A 19,594-nucleotide genomic window follows, 5' to 3' on the forward strand; every position below is an offset into this window, starting at 1 on the left:
CTAGACCACGCCGCGCCCTGTCGAAGCTCGGGGCAGGGCGCCTAAATCATGCAGTCCAGGCCAACACCCCACCCCGGCCCCGGCCCCGACCCACCCCGCGCAGCCCGCGCAGCCCGCCCGACACCACCACAACCCAGCCCCGCCGGCGTTTGAGGCGAACCCCCGGCACCGCCTCAGGGGGCGGAGCGGAGGGTCGCCTCCAGCGCCGGGGTCAGGGACGCGATCACCGCCTCCGGCGTGAGCGCCGCCATCGGGGGCAGCCGCAGCAGGTAGCGGGTCAGGGCCAGGCCCAGGAGGTGCGTGGAGACCAGGCCCGCCACCCGCAGCCCCCGCTCGGCCCCGAGCGCAGCCGCCAGCGCCGGCGCGACCTGGGTCGCGAAAACCTCCCGCATGCGCGCCGCCGCCGCCTCATTGGTCACCGCGGAGCGCAACAGCACGAGCAGCGCATCATCCGCCGGATCCCCCTCCCACCGCTCCACGAAGTGCCGCACGAGCACCTGCGCCAGCTCCCCCTCCGCAACCCCCGCCAGATCAGGCAGCCGCAGGTCCACCGCGAGCGCCGCGTCGAAGAGCTGCTCCTTGCTGCCGAAGTACCGCATCACCATCGACGGGTCGATCCCCGCGTCCCCCGCGACGCCGCGGATCGTCGTCCGCTCGTACCCCTGCGCGGCGAACCGCTCCCGCGCCGCCCGCAGGATCGCCGCCTTGGTCTGCTCACCACTTCGCGTCATGCCAACAACCGTAGGCCAACATCCGTGGGCCAACAACCGTTGACATCCCACCGCGACCGCCGCACCCTTAAGTCAACAGCCGTTGGCCAACAACCGTTGGCATCCCGGAGGAGAACAAAGATGTCGCTCCCCGCCACCACCCGCGTCGCCATCGTCGGAGCCGGCCCCACCGGCCTCACCCTCGCCCTGACCCTCGCCGAGGCCGGCGTCGACTTCGTGCTCCTGGACCGGCAGGCCGAGGGCGCCAACACCTCCCGCGCCGCCGTGGTCCACGCCCGCACCCTGGAGGTGCTCGACGAGCTCGACCCGGCCACCTGCGCCGAGCTGGTCCGGCGGGGCACTGCCGTCACCCGGTTCCGGATCCGCGACGGCGCCGACCCGCTCGCCACCGTCGACTTCGACGGCCTGCCCACGGCCCACTCGTACGCCCTGATGGTTCCCCAGGACCAGACCGAAGCCGTGCTCCTCGGCCGGCTGCACGCCCTCGGCCACGAGGTCCACCGCCCGTACGAGGTCACCGCCGTCAGCCAGGACGCCGCCGGGGTCACCCTCACCACCGCCACCGGCGAAACCCTGCGCGCCGCCTACGCCGTCGGCGCCGACGGGATGCACAGCACGGTCCGCGAGGCCGCCGGGATCGGTTTCACCGGCAGCGCCTACGGGGAGTCCTTCGTCCTCGCCGACGTCACCATGGCCTGGACCCCGGGCCCCCGCGAGGTCTCCCTCACCTTCGGCGCCGCCGGTCTCACGGTGGTGGCCCCGCTCCCCGGAGGCCGCTACCGCGTGGTCGCCACCGTCGACGACGCCCCCGCCGAGCCCGGCCTGCCCCTCGTCCAGGCCTTGCTGGACGCCCGCGCCCCCGGGCAGGCCACCGTCACCGACGTCGTCTGGTCCTCGCGGTTCCGGGTCCACCACCGGGTCGCGGACCACTACCGCGCCGGCCGCCTGCTGCTCGCCGGCGACGCCGCGCACGTCCACAGCCCGGCCGGCGGCCAGGGCATGAACACCGGCATCCAGGACGGCCACGCCCTCGGCCGCGCCCTCAGTCGCGCCCTCGCCGCCGCCCCCACCACCGCCACCGCCCTCGACGAGGCCCTCGACGCCTACGAGGCCACCCGACGCCCCGTCGCCCTGCGCGTGGTCGCACTCACCGACCGGATGACCCGGATCGCCACCACCCGCAACCCCGCCCTGCGCGCCGTACGCAACACCCTGCTCCCGCTCCTCGCCCGCGTCCCGGCACTGAACAAGCGCCTGGCCACCGAGCTGGCGGAGCTGAACTACCGCTAGGGGGTCACCCGACCGCAGGCCCGCTCGCCCCCAGGGCTACTCCACGAACAGCCCCCGCGCCGCGGCCCGCGCGTCGAAGGCTTCCAGGCGGGCCTGCGCGTCCGGCAGCGCGTCCGCCATCGCCTCCAGCAGCACCCGCCCCAGCAGCATCGGCGCGCACGCCGTGTCGAAGGCCAGGCCGGTGCCGACGGGTGCCGGGATCAGCAGGTCGGAGTGGCGGGCGACCGGCGCGAAGGCCGAATCGGCGACCGTGACCACCGTCAGCCCGGCCCCCCGCGCATGCGCCAGCGCCTCGGCGACCTCCTTCGGATGGCGGGGCAGCGCGAAGCACAGCAGGGCCGAGGCCCCGGCGCCCGCGGCCGCGTCGATCCGGTCGGCGAGCATCGAGCCGCCCTCGTCGAGCAGCCGGACGTCCGGATGGACCTTCGCGGCGAAGTACGCGAACCCGCGCGCCTGCGAGGAGGCCGCGCGCAGTCCCAGTACGGGCAACGGGCTCGACCCGGCCAGCAGCCGCCCCGCCTCCCGCACCGGCGCCGGGTCGGAGAGCATCGCGGAGAGCTGCCGCAGGTTCTCGATCTCGCCCTGCACGGCCTGCTGGTACTCGTTGTACGCGTCCTCTTCCCCACCCGCGGCCCGCTCGGCGGGGGCCACCTCGCGCAGGTGCCGGCGCAGCGCGGGATAGCCGTCGAAGCCCAGCGCCACCGCGAACCGGGTCACCGACGGCTGGCTCACCCCGGCCAGCTCGGCGAGCTCCACGCTCGACAGGAACGGCACCTCCGCCGCGCCGCGCACCATGCAGTGCGCGATCCGCCGCTGGGTCGGCGTCAGCCGGTGCCCTTCGAACAGCTTCTGCAGCCGAGCCGCAGGGCTCTCGCTCATCCCGTTCCCCTCCGTCCCGCCCACCCGGCGGCCGGGCGGCCGCCGACGGGATATTCAGTCTCCGAGCACTCTGCATGCGGCTATGCAGGACGGCAACCCGATCCCGTCATCCGAGACCTTCGTCCGAGCCCTCCGGTGCCGCCGCGGACCCTGGCCGAATTCGCTTGACCGGCCCACCGTCGCCGCTTGATCCTCAAGGGCCGGCCGCCGAGATCCACCCGGTCAACCCCCCACCGAATTCAAGCGAATTGGCCCCCATGGTGTCTTCGTCCGTCTCCGCCCCACCCCTGCCCGCAACCCGCCTGTGGACCCGGAACTTCGGCCTGTTCTTCACCGCCCGCATCGTGTCGATGCTGGGCGACATGATGATGCCGGTCGCGCTGGCCGTCGCCATGATCTCCCTCGGTTACGGGGTGAGCGGCATCGGGTACGCGCTGGGCGCCTGGATGGGGTCCTTCGCCCTCTTCATCGTCTTCGGCGGGGTGATCGCTGACCGTTTCCACCCCCTGCCGCAGCTGATCGGCGCCGACGCGGTCCGGTGCGTGGCGCAGGGCTCCTTGGCCGTCTACCTCTGGATCGGCCACCCCACCCTGTGGTTCGTCATCGGCGGATCGGTCCTCGGCGGCATCGCGACCGCGATGTTCCAGCCGGGCACCTCCAGCCTCGTCCCCCAGGTCTCCACCGACCCCACCCAGGCCAACGGGGTGCTGCGGGTGAGCCAGGGGATGGCCACGATGGCCGGGCCCGCGCTCGCCGGCGTGCTGGTCGCCGCCACCTCGACGGCCTGGGTCTTCGTGATCGACGCCGCCACCTTCGCGATCAGCGGGGTCTGCCTGCTCGCGCTGCGGCTCCCCCGCTTCGCACCGGACCGCTCGCAGTCCACCCTCACGAACCTGCGGGAGGGCTGGGACGAGTTCCGCTCCAGGTCCTGGCTGTGGGCGGTGATCCTGATCTGGTGGGTGCTCGGGGTCTTCGTCTGGGGGCCGCTCACCCCGCTCGGCGCGGCCTCGATCATCGCCGAGCACGGCAAGGCCGCCTTCGGGTACGCGGAGGGCGCCTTCGGGGCCGGCTGCGTCCTCGGCGGGCTCGTCGCGATCCGGATCCGCCCGGTCCGCCCGCTGCTCGGCGGCGGCTTCGCGATGTTCCTGTTCCCGATGATGCCGCTGGCCGCGGCCCTGGTCCCGGCCCTGCCGCTGCTCATGCTCGGCTACGCGATCAGCGGTGTGGGCTGGGCGTTCTGGGGCGTGCAGTGGTCCACCACGGTGCAGACCCAGATCCCGGAGGACCGGCTCAACCGCGTGACGGCGTACGAGGTGGGCGGTTCGATCCTCGCCATCCCGCTCGGCCAGGTCCTCTCGGGCCCGGCGAGCAGCCTCGTCGGCGTCCGCCCGCTCCTGCTGGCCGGCGCCGCGATCAGCCTCGGCTGCGCCCTCGCCCTCGTCGTCGTCCGCCCCGTCCGCGGGCTCGTGCGGCGCGATGCGGGGCCGTCCCGCGATACGGGGGCTAGCCCCAGTGCCGGCAAGGCCGGCGGCTCCTAGGGTGACGGGATGGAGTCGCAGGAGCTGAAGAAGGAACTCTCCGCCACGCTCGACGCCCGGCGGGAGCTGGGGTCGGAGTACGAGGCCGCGCTGGTGGACTCGTTCGTGGAGAAGGTCGACACGCAGGTGCGCCGGCGCCTCGCGGAGGAGCGGCTCTCCGCGGCCCGCGGTACCCATCCGGGCGCGGCGGACTCCGCGGACGGCAACTTCGGCGAGCGCTTCGGCTTCGCGATCATCACCCTGGTGCTGGCGATCCCGCTCTCCGCGATCGGCGCCGCCCAGGCCCATCTCAGCGGCCTGATCGTCGCCTGGCTCGGCATCCTGGGCGTCAACCACGTCCACGCGGCGAAGTTCCGCCGCCGTCACCACGGCGAGCGCGGTACCGACGTGCTGGACTGACGGGCAGGCAGCAGGGGCGGCGGCCGCAACAGCCCGCGCACATGTTTATGCGCGGGGACCGCCGCACCCCGGTTTCCCGGGGGCGGGACGACGGCGGTCCCCGCGCAGGACACGGGCCGGGTCAGGGCCGTCCGCGCGTCCGTGGCGTCCTACGCGGTCCGGGAGCCGCTCCGGAGGTGCGCCGACGCCGTTCGTGGTGCCGGCCGGGTCCCGGTTTCCCGGGCTTCCCTGCCGACAACCACCACTGTGCCGGAGCCTTGTTAAGCGGGTGCTGCCGTCACGTGACGGGCCCGTACCGTTTGCGCGTCGTCCGCGCGCACGCACCCGTACGGGCTACTCCGGGCCGCTACGGGCTACTTGGCGCCCTTGGCCAGGAACGCCAGCAGGTCCTGACGGCTCACCACACCGGTCGGCTTGCCTTCGACCAGCACGATCGCCGCGTCGGCCTCGCCGAGCACCGCCATCAGCTCGGAGACGGGCTCGCCCGATCCGACCTGCGGCAGCGGCGCGCTCATGTGCTTCTCCAGCGGGTCGCCGAGCGAGGCGCCGCCCGCGAACAGCGCGGAGAGGAGCTCCTTCTCGACCACCGAGCCGATGACCTCGGCGGCCATCACGTCGGGGTGGCCCGCGCCCGGCTTGACGATCGGCATCTGCGAGACGCCGTACTCGCGCAGCACCTCGATGGCCTCGCCGACGGTCTCCTCGGGGTGCATGTGGACCAGGGAGGGGATGCCGCCCGACTTGTCCGCGAGCACGTCGCGGATGCGGGCCGAGGGGCCCGCGTCCTCGAGGAAGCCGTGTCCGGCCATCCACTCGTCGTTGAAGATCTTGCTGATGTAGCCGCGCCCGCTGTCCGGGAGCAGGACGACGACCACGTCGTCCGGGCCGAGGCCCTCGGCCGCCTTCAGCGCGGCGACGACCGCCATGCCGCAGGAGCCGCCGACCAGCAGGCCCTCCTCCTTCGCGAGGCGGCGGGTCATCTGGAAGGAGTCCTTGTCGGACACCGCGATGATCTCGTCGGCCACCTCCGCGTCGTAGGCGGTCGGCCAGAAGTCCTCGCCGACGCCCTCGACGAGGTACGGACGGCCGGAGCCTCCGGAGTAGACCGAGCCCTCGGGGTCGGCGCCGATGACCTTCACGCTGCCTCCGGACGCCTCCTTGAGGTACCGGCCGGTGCCCGAGATCGTGCCGCCCGTGCCGACGCCCGCGACGAAGTGGGTGATCTTCCCGTCCGTCTGCTCCCAGAGCTCGGGGCCGGTGGTCTCGTAGTGCGAGCGCGGGTTGTTCGGGTTGCTGTACTGGTCCGGCTTCCAGGCCCCCGGGGTCTCGCGCACGAGGCGGTCGGACACGTTGTAGTACGAGTCCGGGTGCTCGGGGTCGACGGCGGTCGGGCAGACCACGACCTCGGCGCCGTACGCGCGCATGACGTTGATCTTGTCAGTGGAGACCTTGTCGGGGCAGACGAAGATGCACTTGTAGCCCTTCTGCTGGGCCACGATGGCGAGTCCTACACCCGTGTTGCCGCTCGTGGGCTCCACGATGGTGCCGCCGGGCTTGAGTGCTCCGCTCTGCTCGGCGGCCTCGATCATCCTGACGGCGATCCGGTCCTTCGCGGATCCGCCGGGATTGAAGTACTCGACCTTGGCAAGGACGGTGGCCTGGAGGCCTTCGGTCACACGGTTGAGCTTCACCAGCGGGGTGTTGCCGACGAGGCTGATCATCGAGTCGTGGAATTGCACCATGTTCTCCAAGGAGGGGACTCCGCGGGTTCTCCGGGAGGCACCGCCAGACTATGCGGAAAGGGATTGGCCGACCGTCCGTACGGGGCAGGAAGGTCAACAGGACGGCGGGGTCCGCAAGGACGGCACAGGGATCCGGCCAAAGGGACCGAGAAGGTGGCTTGAAGGGTGTCCAGGGCGAGGACGGCCCGCCGCATCGCGGCGGGAGCGGCGTACGGCGGTGGCGGGCTCGGGCTCGTCGGAGCCGCCGCGGTAGGGCTGGTGGTCGCGGAGATGCAGTTCGCGAAGCGGACGGTCGGCACAGGCCTGCCGGATCCGCCGCGCGCGGACGGGCTGTACGGGAGCGAGTTCGGCGGCCCGGAGCTGAGTCCGGGCCCGCTGCGGTTCGGCGTACTGGGTGATTCCACGGCCGCCGGGCTCGGGGTGCGCCGGGCTCGGCAGACTCCGGGAGCCCTGCTGGCGTCGGGGCTGGCGGCGGTGGCGGAGCGGCCGGTCGAGCTGCGCAACGTGGCGCTCTCGGGTGCCATGTCGGACGATCTGGACCGCCAGACGGGGCTGCTGCTGGACGGCGACGGCCCGCCCCCCGACGTGTGCGTGATCATGATCGGCGCCAATGACGTGACCCGGCGGATGCCGCCCACCCAGTCGGTGCGGCTGCTGACCGCGGCCGTACGCCGGCTGCGGCTCGCGGGCTCCGAGGTGGTGGTCGGCACCTGCCCGGACCTCGGCACCATCGAGCCGGTCTACCAGCCGCTGCGGTGGCTGGCCCGCCGGGTCTCGCGCCAGCTCGCGGCGGCCCAGACGATCGGGGTGCTCGCGCTGGGCGCCCGTACCGTCTCGATCGGCGACCTGATGGGGACGGAGTTCGCGGCGAACCCCCGCGAGATGTTCGGACCGGACTCCTACCACCCGTCGGCGGAGGGGTACGCGACCGCGGCGATGGCCATACTGCCGACCCTGTGCGCGGCCCTGGGCGTCTGGCCCGAGTCGGACCGGCTGGACGTCTCGCGCAACGAGGACATGCTCCCGCTGGCCAAGGCCGCCTCGGCCGCGGCGGGCCAGGCCGGCACCGAGGTGACCGGGGCCCGCGGCGCGTGGGCGCTGCTCAAGTACCGGCGCAGGCGCCGGGTGCCGGGCGAGGACCTCACGGAGCGGACCGGAACGGAGCAGACTGGAGGAGCCGGGCCGGACGGCGCGCCGGACGCCCCGTCGGGCGGTGCTGCGGATGAGCCCAGAGCGACCGGAGTCACATCGCAAGGGCAGTGACCTCGACGGTACGGGGCGGTAACTTCGCATGCGGTCCCGGTACGACACCACCTCCCTTGGAGCCCCGATGCCCGAAGCCGTCATCGTTTCCACCGCCCGTTCGCCGATCGGTCGCGCCTTCAAGGGATCCCTCAAGGACGTCCGCCCGGACGATCTGACCGCCACGGTCATCCAGGCCGCCCTCGCCAAGGTTCCCGGGCTGGACCCGCGCGAGATCGACGACCTGATGCTGGGCTGCGGCCTCCCGGGCGGCGAGCAGGGCCACAACCTCGGCCGGATCGTCGCGGTGCAGATGGGCATGGACCACCTGCCCGCCACCACGATCACCCGCTACTGCGCCTCCTCGCTCCAGACCTCCCGGATGGCGCTGCACGCCATCAAGGCGGGCGAGGGCGACGTCTTCATCTCCGCGGGCGTGGAGATGGTCTCCCGGTCCGTGAACGGCTCCTCCGACGGCATCCCGGGCACCCACAACCCGCTCTTCGCCGAGTCCGAGACCCGTACCAAGGAGGTCGCCGAGTCCACCGGCTCCACCTGGCACGACCCGCGCGAGGACGGCCGCACCCCCGACGCGTACATCGGGATGGGGCAGACCGCGGAGAACCTGGCCCGCCTCAAGGGCGTGACCCGCGCCGACATGGACGAGTTCGGCGTGCGCTCGCAGAACCTGGCCGAGGAAGCCATCAAGAACGGCTTCTGGGCCCGCGAGATCACCCCGGTCACCACCCCGGACGGCACGGTCGTCTCGCAGGACGACGGCCCGCGCGCCGGGGTCACCCTGGAGGCCGTCCAGGGCCTCAAGCCCGTCTTCCGCCCCGACGGGCTGATCACGGCCGGCAACTGCTGTCCGCTGAACGACGGCGCCGCGGCGCTGGTCGTCATGAGCGACACCAAGGCGCGCGAGCTGGGCCTGACCCCGCTGGCCCGCATCGTCTCCACCGGCGTCACCGGCCTCTCCCCCGAGATCATGGGCCTGGGCCCGGTCGAGGCCTCCAAGCAGGCGCTGAAGCGGGCGGGCCTGACCGTCGGCGACATCGACCTGTTCGAGATCAACGAGGCCTTCGCGGCCCAGGTGATCCCCTCCTACCGGGACCTCGAGATCCCGCTGGAGAAGCTGAACGTCAACGGCGGGGCCATCGCCATCGGTCACCCCTTCGGGATGACCGGCGCGCGCATCACGGGCACGCTGATCAACAGCCTGCAGTTCCACGACAAGCAGTTCGGCCTCGAAACCATGTGCGTCGGCGGCGGCCAGGGCATGGCCATGATCATCGAGCGTCTCAGCTAGTCCCGAGCGAGCGGGGCCGTCGGGATCAAGAGCCGAGGCCAGACGCCGTACGGGATCCGCTTGATCCCATAGGTCGTACTGACACCGAATCTAATCCTCTCGCGGCCATTCTGTGACCAAATGTCCCCCAGGATGTGACCTTAGTCCTGGGGGATCATTGTTTTCCCAGGTCAGGCCTGGTTCGGTTGGGGCCGTCGGGACGAAAGGCCTGTCCAATTCATGACGTAATGCACTGCAAGCCATTCCCAGGGCAGGACAAGCTGATGTAGGAAGTCGGGGGATCGAATCAATCAGGAGTTAGTCAGTGAGCGCCATGTCTCTTGCCCTACTGCTGACCACGGCCGCTGCCACGGCCGTCGGCGCTGCTGCGCTGCACGCCGTCCACGGCCTGCGCAAGCAGGTCACCGCACTGCGCGGTGAGCTGACGGTTTCGCACCCCCGTGGTGCCACCGTCCCGCACGCCCGCAGCGCCGTGGAGTCCCCCGCCGCCGAGATACGAGCCGCCGTCGCCGAGGCCCTGGCCGAGGAGCGCGAGCGCGAGCTCGCCGAGGCGCGCGCCTTCTGGGCCGCCCAGGAAGCCCGCGACGCCGCCGACGCCCCCTCACTGCTGGGCGGCCTGTCCGGCCTCGGCGAGGAGAGCCCCGTCTTCCTGCCCCGGCAGGCGGACCTGGTCGGCCTGGAGCCGCTCCCGGGCGACGACGCCGAGGACTACCAGAGCTACCCGGAGGACTCGGCCGAGCTGGCCGCGGCCCGCCGGCGCCACCCCTCGCACCCCGACTTCGTCCCCGTGCAGGCCTCGCACCCCGGAGCCGACCACGAGCGCACGGTCAACCGCCTGGAGGAGCTCGCGGAGGCCCGTACGGCCCTCGCGGACGTCCGCCCCGGCCCGCTGGGCACCCTGGACGTGTACGTCTTCACCGACGGCACCACGCTCTGCATGACCCCGGGCCACCGGGAGACCGCCGAGCGGCTCGCCGACGCCCTGCGTTCGGGCAGCGCACCGGTCCTGCTGGGCGGCTCGGGCATCTCCGGCGCCTACGCCCTGACCTTCTCCTGCGGCGACTCCGAGGACCCGGACAGCAACGTCTACATCCTCGCCGACCGCGTCATCGCCTCGCTCTGAGTCCCCGCACCGGTCCGCGTCACCGCAGCGCCCTGGCTTCCGCCTGATCCACCAGCCGAACGGCCTCGTCCAGCACCTCGGACGGGGCCTTCGCCGTATCCGGACCATCCGGACCCGGGGCACCCGCGGGGTCCGCCACCGCGGCGTGCAGGGCCTCGGCGAGGTCCAGCCCGGCCACGGCCAGCTGGTCGCCGACGACGAAGATGCCGGCGTCGGGCATCGTCCGCGCCGGAGCCGCCCCCGCTGCGTCCCCGGCGGCCGTACCGTCCGCGGAGGCCGCCTCCAGCCGCTGCGCCCTCAGCGAGAGCTCCCGGGCCAGGTCCAGCGCCACCTCGGCGGCGCCCTGCTGGAGCCGGCTCTGCGGCGCCGCCCGCAGCCGGTCGGCGAAACGTTCCACGGCGGCGGTCAGGGGTGAGGTATCGAGCACCCGGCCGACCTTACGCGCCGCCGCGGCGCCATTGCCAACGGGCGAACTCTCCGGCACGGTGGCGTGAAGAGAACAGCACAGCACGGCGATACCCCCGGAGGCGCCCATGTCCGTCGAGTTCTCCGAACAGACCCACCGCAACATGATCGACAGAATCCCCCAGACCACCGGTCGTGAACTTTCCGACTGGCTCCGGGCCGTGGACGACGGCCCCTCCCTCGTCCGGTTCGAAGAGAAGGTCAGCTGGCTGCTCGGCGCGCACGAGCTGTCGTACGGCCAGGCCAAGGCGATCATCCACGAGTACGACCTGCGCAGGGCCGCCCGCAAGTTCGGCTGAGCCGGCCCCTGCCCCCGTCCGTAGCCCCCGACGTCCGAACCGCCCGGTCACTCGATCTGCTGACCCCCGACATGCGGGAAGGCCCCGCGAGCGTGTGCTCGCGGGGCCTTCCTCAGGTCAAGCAGTGCCTACTGGTACTAGTCGCCCTTGAGGATGGAGATCAGGCGCAGCATCTCCATGTAGATCCACACCAGGGTCATGGTGAGGCCGAAGGCCGCCAGCCAGGACTCCTCGCGGGGGGCGCCGTAGGTCACGCCGTCCTCGACCATCTTGAAGTCCATGGCGAGGAAGGCGGCACCGAGGATGATGCCGATGACGCCGAAGAGGATGCCGAGGCCGCCGCTGCGGAAGCCGAGGCCGTCGCCGCCCGCGAAGACCGAGAACAGCATGTTGACGACCATCAGGAGCATGAAGCCGATGGCGGCCGCCGTCACGAAGCCGACGAAGCGCCGGTTCACGGTGATCCAGCGCATCTTGTAGGCGATCAGCACGCCGGCGAAGACGCACATCGTGCCCATGACGGCCTGGACGACCGTGCCGGGGCCGACGTAGGTGCTGACGGCCGAGCTGATGACGCCGAGGAAGACGCCCTCGAAGGCCGCGTAGGCCAGGATCAGCGCGGGGACCGGCTTGGCCTTGAACGACTGGACCATCGCGAAGACGAACGCGATGAGCGCGGCGACGAAGGCGATGCCGTACGACTTGTTGATGTTGGCCGGGTCGACCGGAAGCGCGATCCAGGAGACGGCCGCCGTCAGGATGACCGTGCCGAGCGTCAGGGCCGTACGGCTCACGACGTCGTCGATGGTCATCGCGTTGCCGCGGACCGGCGCCTGCGGCATACCCGTGGCCGGGTCGGTCGCGTAGGGGTTGGTCGCGTACGGGTTGGTGGCGGTCCCGGCCTGGGCCTGGGGCTGCTGCGTGCCGAAGCCCGCATAAGCACCGTTGTCGCGGCTGAACCCCCGTCGCGAGAAGACCGGGTTGCTGCTCCTCATCTCACTCCTCCATGGCCACCGTGCGCGGCCTTGGAATCAAGAGTAATGCGAACGCAAAGAAATCGCCCTACTGCTGGAGGAGGATCTTTCCACCCTGGTACGGGACTGGTACGGGCCCGCTCCGCGGGACGAGCGGGGGCACTCGTGGCGCCCCCGCCCCCCGCACGTTCCGGCCTGAAACGGAACGTCATCACCATCAGCGTGCCCGAAGCCGGACTTGAACCGGCACGACCCGAGGGTCAGCGAGGTTTAAGCTCGCCGTGTCTGCATTCCACCATCCGGGCAGGGCGTAGCGGCCCCCTAGGAAAAGCCTTGAACGCTACGCCGAGCCTATCCGGAACACTTACGCCCCCACCTGGGCGTCTCGCCGATGTTGTCTGATTTTATTGGCGCTTGATGGCGCGTCAGGGGACAGAAGCCACGGTCGGTACGTTCCGGGCGTCGATCATGGCCGCCACGGGATTGACGGGATTTCGATGGCCCGCGCCACCCCGCACGCCACCCCGTGCGCCACCCCCTCGGCCCGGCTCCGCTTCCGGCCCGTTTCCGCCGCCGGGTCTGCCGCGTTTCCGGCTCCGCTTCCGGCTCCGCTCCGCCGCGCGCCCCGGCTCGCGCTCCCGCTCCCGGCGCCGCCCGCCGGGAGGCCTCCCCGTGCCTCCTCCGGGCTGCCGTCATACCAAAGGAGGAGGCGCAGCCCTCCGCGGTCAGTCTCCGGTGGACCGGAGAACGGGCATCACGGCTGATCCGGAGCGGGGGTGGGCGCCGCGACGATGGAGGAGTCCCGCCAACCGCGGACCGTGAGCCCGGTCCGCCCCCCGAGGAGTCGCCCCCGTGACCACCATGAACTACGCCCCGCACACCACCCAGGCCGTCGCTGCGCGCGCCACCGGCCTCTCCAAGGTGTACGGCCAGGGCGAGACCCAGGTGGTCGCTCTGGACAACGTCTCCGTGGACTTCGCGGCGGGCCAGTTCACCGCGATCATGGGCCCCTCCGGCTCCGGCAAGTCCACGCTGATGCACTGCGTCGCCGGCCTGGACACCTTCTCCGCCGGATCCGTCCGCATCGGCGAGACCGAGCTGTCCACGCTGAAGGACAAGCAGCTCACGCAGCTGCGCCGGGACAAGATCGGCTTCATCTTCCAGGCCTTCAACCTGCTGCCGACCCTGACGGCCCTGGAGAACATCACGCTCCCCATGGACATCGCCGGCCGCAAGCCCGACCGGCAGTGGCTCGACGCGGTGATCACCATGGTCGGCCTCTCCGAGCGCCTCTCCCACCGCCCCACCCAGCTCTCCGGCGGCCAGCAGCAGCGCGTGGCCGTGGCCCGCGCCCTGGCCTCCCGCCCCGAGATCATCTTCGGCGACGAGCCCACCGGAAACCTCGACTCGCGCTCCGGCGCCGAGGTCCTCGGCTTCCTGCGCAACTCCGTGCGCGAGCTCGGCCAGACCGTCGTCATGGTCACCCACGACCCGGTCGCCGCCTCCTACGCGGACCGCGTCATCTTCCTCGCCGACGGCCGCATCGTCGACGAGATGATCCAGCCCACCGCGGACGGCGTGCTCGACCGCATGAAGGCCTTCGACGCCAAGGGCCGCACCAGCTGAGGGACGCCCCTCGACCCCGTCCCCGCTGACCCCACAGACCTGGATTCCTCCACCATGTTCCGTACCGCCCTGCGCAACGTGCTCGCGCACAAGGCCCGGCTGCTGATGACGGTCCTCGCCGTCGTTCTCGGCGTCGCCTTCGTCTCCGGCACGCTCGTCTTCACCGACACCGTCGGCAAGGCGATGTCGAACCAGTCCGCCAAGAGCTTCGACGGCGTCGCCGTCTCGGTCACCTCCCAGGGCGTCCCCCGCAACGACGAGGGCGTCAAGGAGGGCGAGCCGGGCATCAGCCAGCAGACCCTCGACAAGGTCAAGGCCCTCGGCGGCGTCGACTCCGCGTCCGGACGCGTCCACGGCTTCGCCGCCGTGGGCGACCAGGACGGCAAGCTGATCGGCACCGGCTGGGCCAACACCGGCGCCAACTTCGTCCCCCTCAAGGACGGCAAGGACCCGCGCTACGCCTTCACCGAGGGCAACGGCCCGGCCAAGGCCGGCGAGATCGCCCTCGACCAGGAGACGGCCAAGCGCGGCGCGTACAAGGTGGGCGACAAGGTCCGGGTGGCCGACAACGGCCCGGCCAAGGAGTACACGCTCACCGGCGTCTTCACCACCGAGGACGGCGCGGTCAACGCGGGCGGCTCGCTCGTCCTGTTCGACACCCCGACCGCCCAGCAGCTCTACCTGGAGCCGGGCTACTACGACGAGCTCGCGGTCGGCGCCAAGGCCGGCGTCTCCGCCGACCAGCTCCTGTCCGAGATCAAGCCGATCGTCGGCAAGGACGCCAAGGCCCAGACCGGCGCGGCCCTCGCCGCCGAGCAGGCCAAGGACATCGAAGCCGGCATGAACAGCATGAACCAGATGCTGCTCACGTTCGCGCTGATCTCGCTCTTCGTGGGCATCTTCCTGATCTACAACACCTTCACCATGCTGGTCGCCCAGCGCACCAAGGAGCTGGCCCTGCTGCGCGCCGTCGGCGCCAACCGCGGCCAGGTCAAGCGCTCGGTCCTGGCCGAGGCCCTGGTCGTCGGGGTGATCTCCTCCGCCATCGGCCTGATCGCCGGCGTCGGGCTCGCCATCGGCATGCGCTCCGCGATGAACGCCTTCGACGTCAAGATCCCGGCCGGCCCGCTGGTCGTCGCCCCCGTCACCATCGCCGCCGCGATCGTCATCGGCGTCGTCGTCACGATGCTCGCCGCCTGGCTGCCCGCCCGCCGCACCGCCAAGATCTCCCCGGTCGCCGCCATGGGCAGCGCCCACCTGCCGGCCTCCGCGAAGTCCCTGGTGCTGCGCAACAGCATCGGCGGCGCCGTCACCCTCCTCGGCCTGCTGGGCATCCTCGGCGGCGCGATGAGCGGGAAGGACGGCAAGATGCTCATCGGCGCCGGTGCCTTCCTCACGATGATCGGCATCATCATCCTGCTGCCGGCCCTCTCCCGCCCGGTCATCGCGGCGGTCCGCCCGCTGCTGGAGAAGGTCTTCGGCGTCGCCGGCAAGCTGGCCGCGCAGAACGCGGTCCGCAACCCGCGCCGCACCGCGGTCACCGCCGCCTCGCTGGCGATCGGCCTGACCCTGGTCACCGCCCTGTCGGTGCTCGGCATCACGATGGGCAAGGCCATCGACAAGATGACGACGGACAACCTCAAGGCCGACTACAAGGTCTCGATGGGCGAGAGCTTCGGCAGCCTGGACCCCTCCGTGATCCCGGCCCTGGAGAAGGCCCCGGGCGTCAAGGCGGTCTCCCCGCAGCAGGCCGGTGACTTCAAGGTCGGCGACGGCGACACCTACCGCTCGGTCTCCGGGGTCAACCCGGCGACCATCGGCCAGCTCCTCAACTTCGACGTGGTCAGCGGCCAGCTGACCAGCCTGGCCAAGGGCGAGGTGGCGGTCTCCGAGAAGACCGCGAAGTCGGACGGCCTGTCGGTCGGCTCCCCGCTGAAGGTCACCTTCCCGGACAAGAAGCAGGAGAACCTGAAGGTCGGCGCGGTCTACAAGGACATGGAGGGCATGCTCTCCCCCTACGTGATCGACTCCCGGATCCTCGACCGGCACGACGAGAAGCCGTACCTGCGCGAGGTCCTCGTCAAGATGGACGGCGGCCCCTCCGCCAAGGGCGAGCAGGCCCTGGTCGACGCCCTCGGCAAGAACCCGGCGATCACCTTCGCCACCCAGCAGGACATCCGCAACGAGATGGGCGGCATGATCAACACCGCCCTGAACATCATGTACGGCCTGCTCGCCATGGCGCTGATCATCTCGGTCCTCGGCGTCGTCAACACCCTGGCGATGTCCGTGTACGAGCGGACGCAGGAGATCGGCATGCTGCGGGCCATCGGCCTGGACCGCGGCCGGGTCAAGAACATGATCCGACTGGAAGCCATCGTGATCTCGCTCTTCGGCGCGGTGATCGGCGTGGCCCTCGGCACCTTCATCGCCTGGGCCGTGGGCGAGACCATCAAGGGCTCGATCCCGAACTACGCCCTGGTGATCCCCTTCGACCGGATCGCGATCTTCATGCTGCTGGCCGGCATCGTGGGCGCCCTGGCGGCCATGTGGCCCGCCCGCAGCGCGGCCCGGCTGAACATGTTGACCGCGATCAAGACGGAGTAGCCGTACGAGCGCACCCGTACGAAGCCGCAGGGCCCCGCGACATCCCGTCGCGGGGCCCTGCGCCGCTTCTCAGGGCCGCGGACCGGCCCGTACGGGCTACGCCGGCCACTCCCGGGCGCGGAGCGGCATCCCTGAGGCCGACCGGGTACCGGTGTGCACCGCGAGCACCTGGTTGACGCCGAGCCGGTTGTGCTCGAAGGCGAGCGCCGAGGCGGCCATGTACAGCTGCCAGACCCGGGCCCGCCCGGGCGAGGTGAGCCGCTGCGCCTCCTCCCAGTGCTCCTCCAGCCGGGCCACCCAGGCCCGCAGGGTGAGCGCGTAGTGCTCGCGCAGCGCCTCCACGTCGCGGACCTCGAAGCCGGCCCGTTCCAGTTCGCCGACGGTGGTGCCCAGCGGGGACAGCTCCCCGTCGGGGAAGACGTAGGCGTCTATGAACGCGTTGATCCGGTACGCCTCCTCGTCCGGCTCGGGGCGCCGCGCGATCTGGTGGTTCAGCAGCCGCCCGCCCGGTCGCAGCAGGCCGTACAGCGTGCGGGCGTACGTGCGGTAGCGGTCGGCGCCCACGTGTTCGGCCATCCCGATGGAGGAAACGGCGTCGTACGGGCCGTCCTTGACGTCCCGGTAGTCCTGAACCCGGATCTCGACGAGGTCGGCCAGGCCCTCCTCCGCGACCCGCTTGCGGGCGTAGGCGGCCTGTTCGCGCGAGAGCGTGATCCCGGTGACCTTCGCCCCGTACTCCCGGGCCGCGTGCAGGGCCATCGAGCCCCAGCCGCAGCCGACGTCCAGGAGCCGGTCCCCCGGGCCCAGGGCGAGCTTGCGGCAGACCAGGTCCAGCTTGTCCCGCTGGGCGTCCTCCAGGCTCCCGCCGGGGGTCCAGTAGGCGCAGGAGTACACCATCGACGGGCCGAGCACCCGCTCGTAGAAGGCGTTGCCCACGTCGTAGTGGTGGCTGATGGCCTGCCGGTCGCTCCCCTTGGTGTGCCGGGGGCCGCCGCCGCGGCGGAGGGCCTCCTCGGGCGGCGGGGCCGGCTTGGTCCACGGCCGCGCCAGGCCCACGAGGCCCCGTACGGCGGCCCGGGCGTGCGGATCGCGCAGCAGGGCGGCGGGACCGGCGGCCTTGTTCCCGGCGGCCTTGTTCCCGGCGGCCTTGGCAGCCTTGGCTGCCGCCTCCGCGGCGGGCTCGCGGTCCCGCTCCCAGAGCAGCCCGCCGACCCGGTCCAGCAGCTCGAACAGGTCACCGTCGACGGTGAGGTCCCCGGCCACCCAGGCGCGGGCCAGGCCGAGCTCGCCCGGCTTCCACAGGATCCGGCGCAGGGCGCGGCGGTTGTTCAGGACCAGGATGGGACCGCCGAGCGGGCCGGCCTCGCTGCCGTCCCAGGCCCGGATCCGGACGGGGAGAGGGGCTCCCAACAGGGTTTCGGCTAAAGCGGCCAGCCGCGGCGCGGCGTCGTTCATGCGGGACCCTCCAACAGGCTCCGACGAGCTCCGATAAGTTCCGACCGCACGGCATACCCGGATCCGGTCCCGAATATGCCGAAGGGGCCGCCCGCACCACGGATGGCGGGCAGCCCCTTCGGGACGCACTGGGTCGTACGGGTCGAACTGGTCCTGCTGGTCGTACTGGCCCTGCTGGTCGAACTGGTCCTGCCGGCCCCTACGGGGTCAGGAGGCCTTGGCCTTCTCGGCCGGGGCCGCGACGGCCGGAGCCGGCGCCGGCTTGGCGGCCTCGTAGAACTCCTCGCGGGGGGTCTCCAGCGCACCGAGGGAGACGACCTCGCGCTTGAGGAACATGCCGAGGGTCCAGTCGGCGATGACGCGGATCTTGCGGTTCCAGGTCGGCATGGCCATGCCGTGGTAGCCACGGTGCATGTACCAGGCGAGCCGGCCCTTGAGCTTGATCTTCATCCCGCCCATGACGATCATCGCCACGCCCTTGTGGAGGCCGAGGCCCGCCACCGCACCCTTGTTGGAGTGCGAGTACTCGGTCTGCGGGAAGCCCCGCATGCCCGAGATGACGTTGTCGCCGAGGACCTTGGCCTGGCGCAGCGCGTGCTGGGCGTTCGGCGGGCACCAGGCGTTCTCCACGCCGGCCTTGCGGGCGGCGAGGTCGGGCACCTGGGCGTTGTCGCCGGCGGTCCAGATGTAGTCCGTGCCCTTGACCTGGAGGGTCGGCTCGGCGTCCACGTGGCCGCGGGGGCCCAGCGGCAGGCCGTAGCGGGCCAGCACCGGGTTGGGCTTGACGCCGGCGGTCCACACGAGGGTGTTGGAGTCGACCTCGAGGCCGTTCTTCAGCACCACGTGGCCGTCCACGCAGGAGTCCATGGAGGTGTTCAGGTAGATCTCGATGCCGCGCGACTCGAGGTGCTCCTTGCCCCAGGTGCCGAGCTTGGGCCCGACCTCGGGGAGGATCTTGTCGGCCGCGTCGACCAGGATGAAGCGCATGTCCTCGCGCTTGATGCTGGTGTAGTACTTCGCGGCGTCGCGGGCCATGTCCTCGACCTCGCCGATCGTCTCGGCGCCGGCGAAGCCGCCGCCGACGAAGACGAAGGTGAGCGCCTTGCGGCGGACGTCCTCGTCCGTCGTGGACTCGGCCTTGTCGAGCTGCTCGAGTACGTGGTTGCGCAGGCCGATGCCCTCTTCCACGCCCTTCATGCCGATGCCCTGTTCGGCGAGGCCGGGGATCGGGAAGGTGCGGGAGATGGCGCCGAGCGCGATCACCAGGTAGTCGAAGGGCAGCTCGTACGCCTCGCCGACCAGCGGCGTGACGACGGCGACCTTGCGGTCCTGGTCGATGTTCGTGACACGGCCGGTGAGGACCTCAGCCTTCGGAAGCACGCGTCGCAGAGGTACGACGACGTGCCGAGGCGAGATGCTGCCTGCGGCCACTTCGGGGAGGAAGGGCTGGTAGGTCATGTACGAGCGCGGGTCGACGACCGTGACGGTCGCCTCGCCGTAACGCATCTTCTTCATGATGCGCTTGGCTGCGTACAGGCCTACGTACCCACCTCCTACAACGAGGATCCTGGGACGCTCCGTGGTGCTCATGGAACGAGTATCCAGCACCCTCAGGGGTGACGCTCGTGAGCCCCTTCACAAGGACCTCGGGCCCCTCTGCTACACTCCGCCGCCCACGTGATCGAGGTCATGGCGCGGAGCGGGAACCAGGGTGTAACGGGAGTCGTTGAACACCAGTCCTGAACTGGCCTCCAAGCCCTTAACCGGAGTAGACCACCGCCTTCGTGGATACCTACCGCCAGAGGTGCGCGAGGTCCGGCAATCGCACGAACGCGAGCAAAAAGAAGGCCCCGGAGGCTCCGGACTCGCCCAAAAGGCTCCTCCAGACCCCTCATAGGCATCTTTTCCTTGTGAA

The 19,594-nt window shown here is 71.4% G+C and carries 16 protein-coding genes and 1 tRNA gene; 9 read left to right on the forward strand and 8 right to left on the reverse strand.

The window, feature by feature from the left end; genetic code table 11:
• Positions 1 to 173: 173 nt before the first annotated feature.
• Entirely contained in the window at positions 174 to 731 is a 558-nt protein-coding gene (locus ACFRU2_RS37650) for a TetR/AcrR family transcriptional regulator (protein WP_382980781.1), read from the reverse strand.
• A 120-nt stretch (positions 732 to 851) separates the two neighbouring features.
• Here ACFRU2_RS37650 and ACFRU2_RS37655 point away from each other — a divergent pair, with 120 nt between their 5' ends.
• On the forward strand, positions 852 to 2,021 hold the full coding sequence (locus ACFRU2_RS37655; protein ID WP_382980783.1) for an FAD-dependent oxidoreductase: 1,170 nt from the start codon (positions 852 to 854) through the stop codon (positions 2,019 to 2,021).
• 36 nt (positions 2,022 to 2,057) lie between these two features.
• Here the strand turns inward: ACFRU2_RS37655 and ACFRU2_RS37660 are convergent, their stop codons facing one another.
• The gene (locus ACFRU2_RS37660) at positions 2,058 to 2,900 is read right to left on the reverse strand and encodes a MurR/RpiR family transcriptional regulator (RefSeq protein WP_382980785.1); all 843 of its coding nucleotides are present in this window, start codon (positions 2,898 to 2,900) and stop codon (positions 2,058 to 2,060) included.
• A gap of 257 nt (positions 2,901 to 3,157) precedes the next feature.
• On the opposite strand from ACFRU2_RS37660, the gene ACFRU2_RS37665 reads away from it, so the two are divergent.
• Together ACFRU2_RS37665 and ACFRU2_RS37670 are read left to right on the forward strand one after the other, a co-directional pair.
• A complete protein-coding gene (locus tag ACFRU2_RS37665; protein WP_382980787.1) occupies positions 3,158 to 4,438 on the forward strand; it encodes an MFS transporter in 1,281 nt (426 codons plus the stop codon).
• A 9-nt stretch (positions 4,439 to 4,447) separates the two neighbouring features.
• Positions 4,448 to 4,837 (forward strand): hypothetical protein, encoded by a 390-nt coding sequence (locus ACFRU2_RS37670; RefSeq protein ID WP_382980789.1) that lies wholly within the window; start codon positions 4,448 to 4,450, stop codon positions 4,835 to 4,837.
• A gap of 353 nt (positions 4,838 to 5,190) precedes the next feature.
• Here the strand turns inward: ACFRU2_RS37670 and ACFRU2_RS37675 are convergent, their stop codons facing one another.
• Positions 5,191 to 6,576, reverse strand: a complete 1,386-nt coding sequence (locus ACFRU2_RS37675; protein WP_382980879.1) for a cystathionine beta-synthase — start codon at positions 6,574 to 6,576, stop codon at positions 5,191 to 5,193.
• Between the two features lie 168 nt (positions 6,577 to 6,744).
• On the opposite strand from ACFRU2_RS37675, the gene ACFRU2_RS37680 reads away from it, so the two are divergent.
• The 3 genes from ACFRU2_RS37680 (at position 6,745) to ACFRU2_RS37690 (ending at position 10,253) form a co-directional block, all read left to right on the forward strand.
• Complete coding sequence (locus ACFRU2_RS37680) at positions 6,745 to 7,842, forward strand: SGNH/GDSL hydrolase family protein (RefSeq protein ID WP_382980791.1); 1,098 nt, start codon at positions 6,745 to 6,747, stop codon at positions 7,840 to 7,842.
• 67 nt (positions 7,843 to 7,909) lie between these two features.
• Positions 7,910 to 9,130, forward strand: a complete 1,221-nt coding sequence (locus ACFRU2_RS37685) for an acetyl-CoA C-acetyltransferase (protein ID WP_382980793.1) — start codon at positions 7,910 to 7,912, stop codon at positions 9,128 to 9,130.
• A gap of 313 nt (positions 9,131 to 9,443) precedes the next feature.
• A complete protein-coding gene (locus ACFRU2_RS37690; RefSeq protein ID WP_382980795.1) occupies positions 9,444 to 10,253 on the forward strand; it encodes a hypothetical protein in 810 nt (269 codons plus the stop codon).
• Between the two features lie 19 nt (positions 10,254 to 10,272).
• Here ACFRU2_RS37690 and ACFRU2_RS37695 read toward each other — a convergent pair whose 3' ends face one another.
• A complete protein-coding gene (locus ACFRU2_RS37695; protein ID WP_382980797.1) occupies positions 10,273 to 10,680 on the reverse strand; it encodes a hypothetical protein in 408 nt (135 codons plus the stop codon).
• A gap of 106 nt (positions 10,681 to 10,786) precedes the next feature.
• Between ACFRU2_RS37695 and ACFRU2_RS37700 the strand changes: the two genes are divergently transcribed.
• Positions 10,787 to 11,017, forward strand: a complete 231-nt coding sequence (locus ACFRU2_RS37700) for a DUF4287 domain-containing protein (RefSeq protein WP_250736957.1) — start codon at positions 10,787 to 10,789, stop codon at positions 11,015 to 11,017.
• Between the two features lie 137 nt (positions 11,018 to 11,154).
• Here ACFRU2_RS37700 and ACFRU2_RS37705 read toward each other — a convergent pair whose 3' ends face one another.
• Positions 11,155 to 12,012, reverse strand: coding sequence for a Bax inhibitor-1/YccA family protein (locus tag ACFRU2_RS37705; protein WP_382980799.1), 858 nt, complete (start codon positions 12,010 to 12,012; stop codon positions 11,155 to 11,157).
• 202 nt (positions 12,013 to 12,214) lie between these two features.
• A tRNA-Leu gene (locus ACFRU2_RS37710) sits at positions 12,215 to 12,296 on the reverse strand.
• Positions 12,297 to 12,852: 556 nt separating this feature from the next.
• Here ACFRU2_RS37710 and ACFRU2_RS37715 point away from each other — a divergent pair.
• Both ACFRU2_RS37715 and ACFRU2_RS37720 read left to right on the forward strand, forming a co-directional pair.
• Positions 12,853 to 13,617, forward strand: a complete 765-nt coding sequence (locus ACFRU2_RS37715; RefSeq protein ID WP_382980881.1) for an ABC transporter ATP-binding protein — start codon at positions 12,853 to 12,855, stop codon at positions 13,615 to 13,617.
• A gap of 54 nt (positions 13,618 to 13,671) precedes the next feature.
• The gene (locus ACFRU2_RS37720; protein ID WP_382980801.1) at positions 13,672 to 16,224 is read left to right on the forward strand and encodes an ABC transporter permease; all 2,553 of its coding nucleotides are present in this window, start codon (positions 13,672 to 13,674) and stop codon (positions 16,222 to 16,224) included.
• A gap of 96 nt (positions 16,225 to 16,320) precedes the next feature.
• Here the strand turns inward: ACFRU2_RS37720 and ACFRU2_RS37725 are convergent, their stop codons facing one another.
• Both ACFRU2_RS37725 and ACFRU2_RS37730 read right to left on the reverse strand, forming a co-directional pair.
• On the reverse strand, positions 16,321 to 17,679 hold the full coding sequence (locus ACFRU2_RS37725) for a class I SAM-dependent methyltransferase (RefSeq protein WP_382980803.1): 1,359 nt from the start codon (positions 17,677 to 17,679) through the stop codon (positions 16,321 to 16,323).
• 207 nt (positions 17,680 to 17,886) lie between these two features.
• Positions 17,887 to 19,269 carry an NAD(P)/FAD-dependent oxidoreductase gene (locus tag ACFRU2_RS37730; RefSeq protein WP_382980805.1) on the reverse strand — a complete coding sequence of 461 codons (1,383 nt, stop codon included), beginning with the start codon at positions 19,267 to 19,269 and terminating at the stop codon, positions 17,887 to 17,889.
• Positions 19,270 to 19,594 lie beyond the last annotated feature (325 nt).

This window comes from Streptomyces sp. NPDC056883, from assembly GCF_042788835.1.
Classification (GTDB): domain Bacteria; phylum Actinomycetota; class Actinomycetes; order Streptomycetales; family Streptomycetaceae; genus Streptomyces; species Streptomyces stoeckheimensis.

Bases quoted from the DNA above. Each gene is read 5' to 3' on its own strand.
- ACFRU2_RS37650 (WP_382980781.1), bottom strand. From the start codon at position 731: ATGACGCGAAGTGGTGAGCAGACCAAGGCGGCGATCCTGCGGGCGGCG.
- ACFRU2_RS37655 (WP_382980783.1), top strand. From the start codon at position 852: ATGTCGCTCCCCGCCACCACCCGCGTCGCCATCGTCGGAGCCGGCCCC.
- ACFRU2_RS37660 (WP_382980785.1), bottom strand. From the start codon at position 2,900: ATGAGCGAGAGCCCTGCGGCTCGGCTGCAGAAGCTGTTCGAAGGGCAC.
- ACFRU2_RS37665 (WP_382980787.1), top strand. From the start codon at position 3,158: ATGGTGTCTTCGTCCGTCTCCGCCCCACCCCTGCCCGCAACCCGCCTG.
- ACFRU2_RS37670 (WP_382980789.1), top strand. From the start codon at position 4,448: ATGGAGTCGCAGGAGCTGAAGAAGGAACTCTCCGCCACGCTCGACGCC.
- ACFRU2_RS37685 (WP_382980793.1), top strand. From the start codon at position 7,910: ATGCCCGAAGCCGTCATCGTTTCCACCGCCCGTTCGCCGATCGGTCGC.
- ACFRU2_RS37690 (WP_382980795.1), top strand. From the start codon at position 9,444: ATGTCTCTTGCCCTACTGCTGACCACGGCCGCTGCCACGGCCGTCGGC.
- ACFRU2_RS37700 (WP_250736957.1), top strand. From the start codon at position 10,787: ATGTCCGTCGAGTTCTCCGAACAGACCCACCGCAACATGATCGACAGA.
- ACFRU2_RS37705 (WP_382980799.1), bottom strand. From the start codon at position 12,012: ATGAGGAGCAGCAACCCGGTCTTCTCGCGACGGGGGTTCAGCCGCGAC.
- ACFRU2_RS37715 (WP_382980881.1), top strand. From the start codon at position 12,853: ATGAACTACGCCCCGCACACCACCCAGGCCGTCGCTGCGCGCGCCACC.
- ACFRU2_RS37720 (WP_382980801.1), top strand. From the start codon at position 13,672: ATGTTCCGTACCGCCCTGCGCAACGTGCTCGCGCACAAGGCCCGGCTG.
- ACFRU2_RS37725 (WP_382980803.1), bottom strand. From the start codon at position 17,679: ATGAACGACGCCGCGCCGCGGCTGGCCGCTTTAGCCGAAACCCTGTTG.
- ACFRU2_RS37730 (WP_382980805.1), bottom strand. From the start codon at position 19,269: ATGAGCACCACGGAGCGTCCCAGGATCCTCGTTGTAGGAGGTGGGTAC.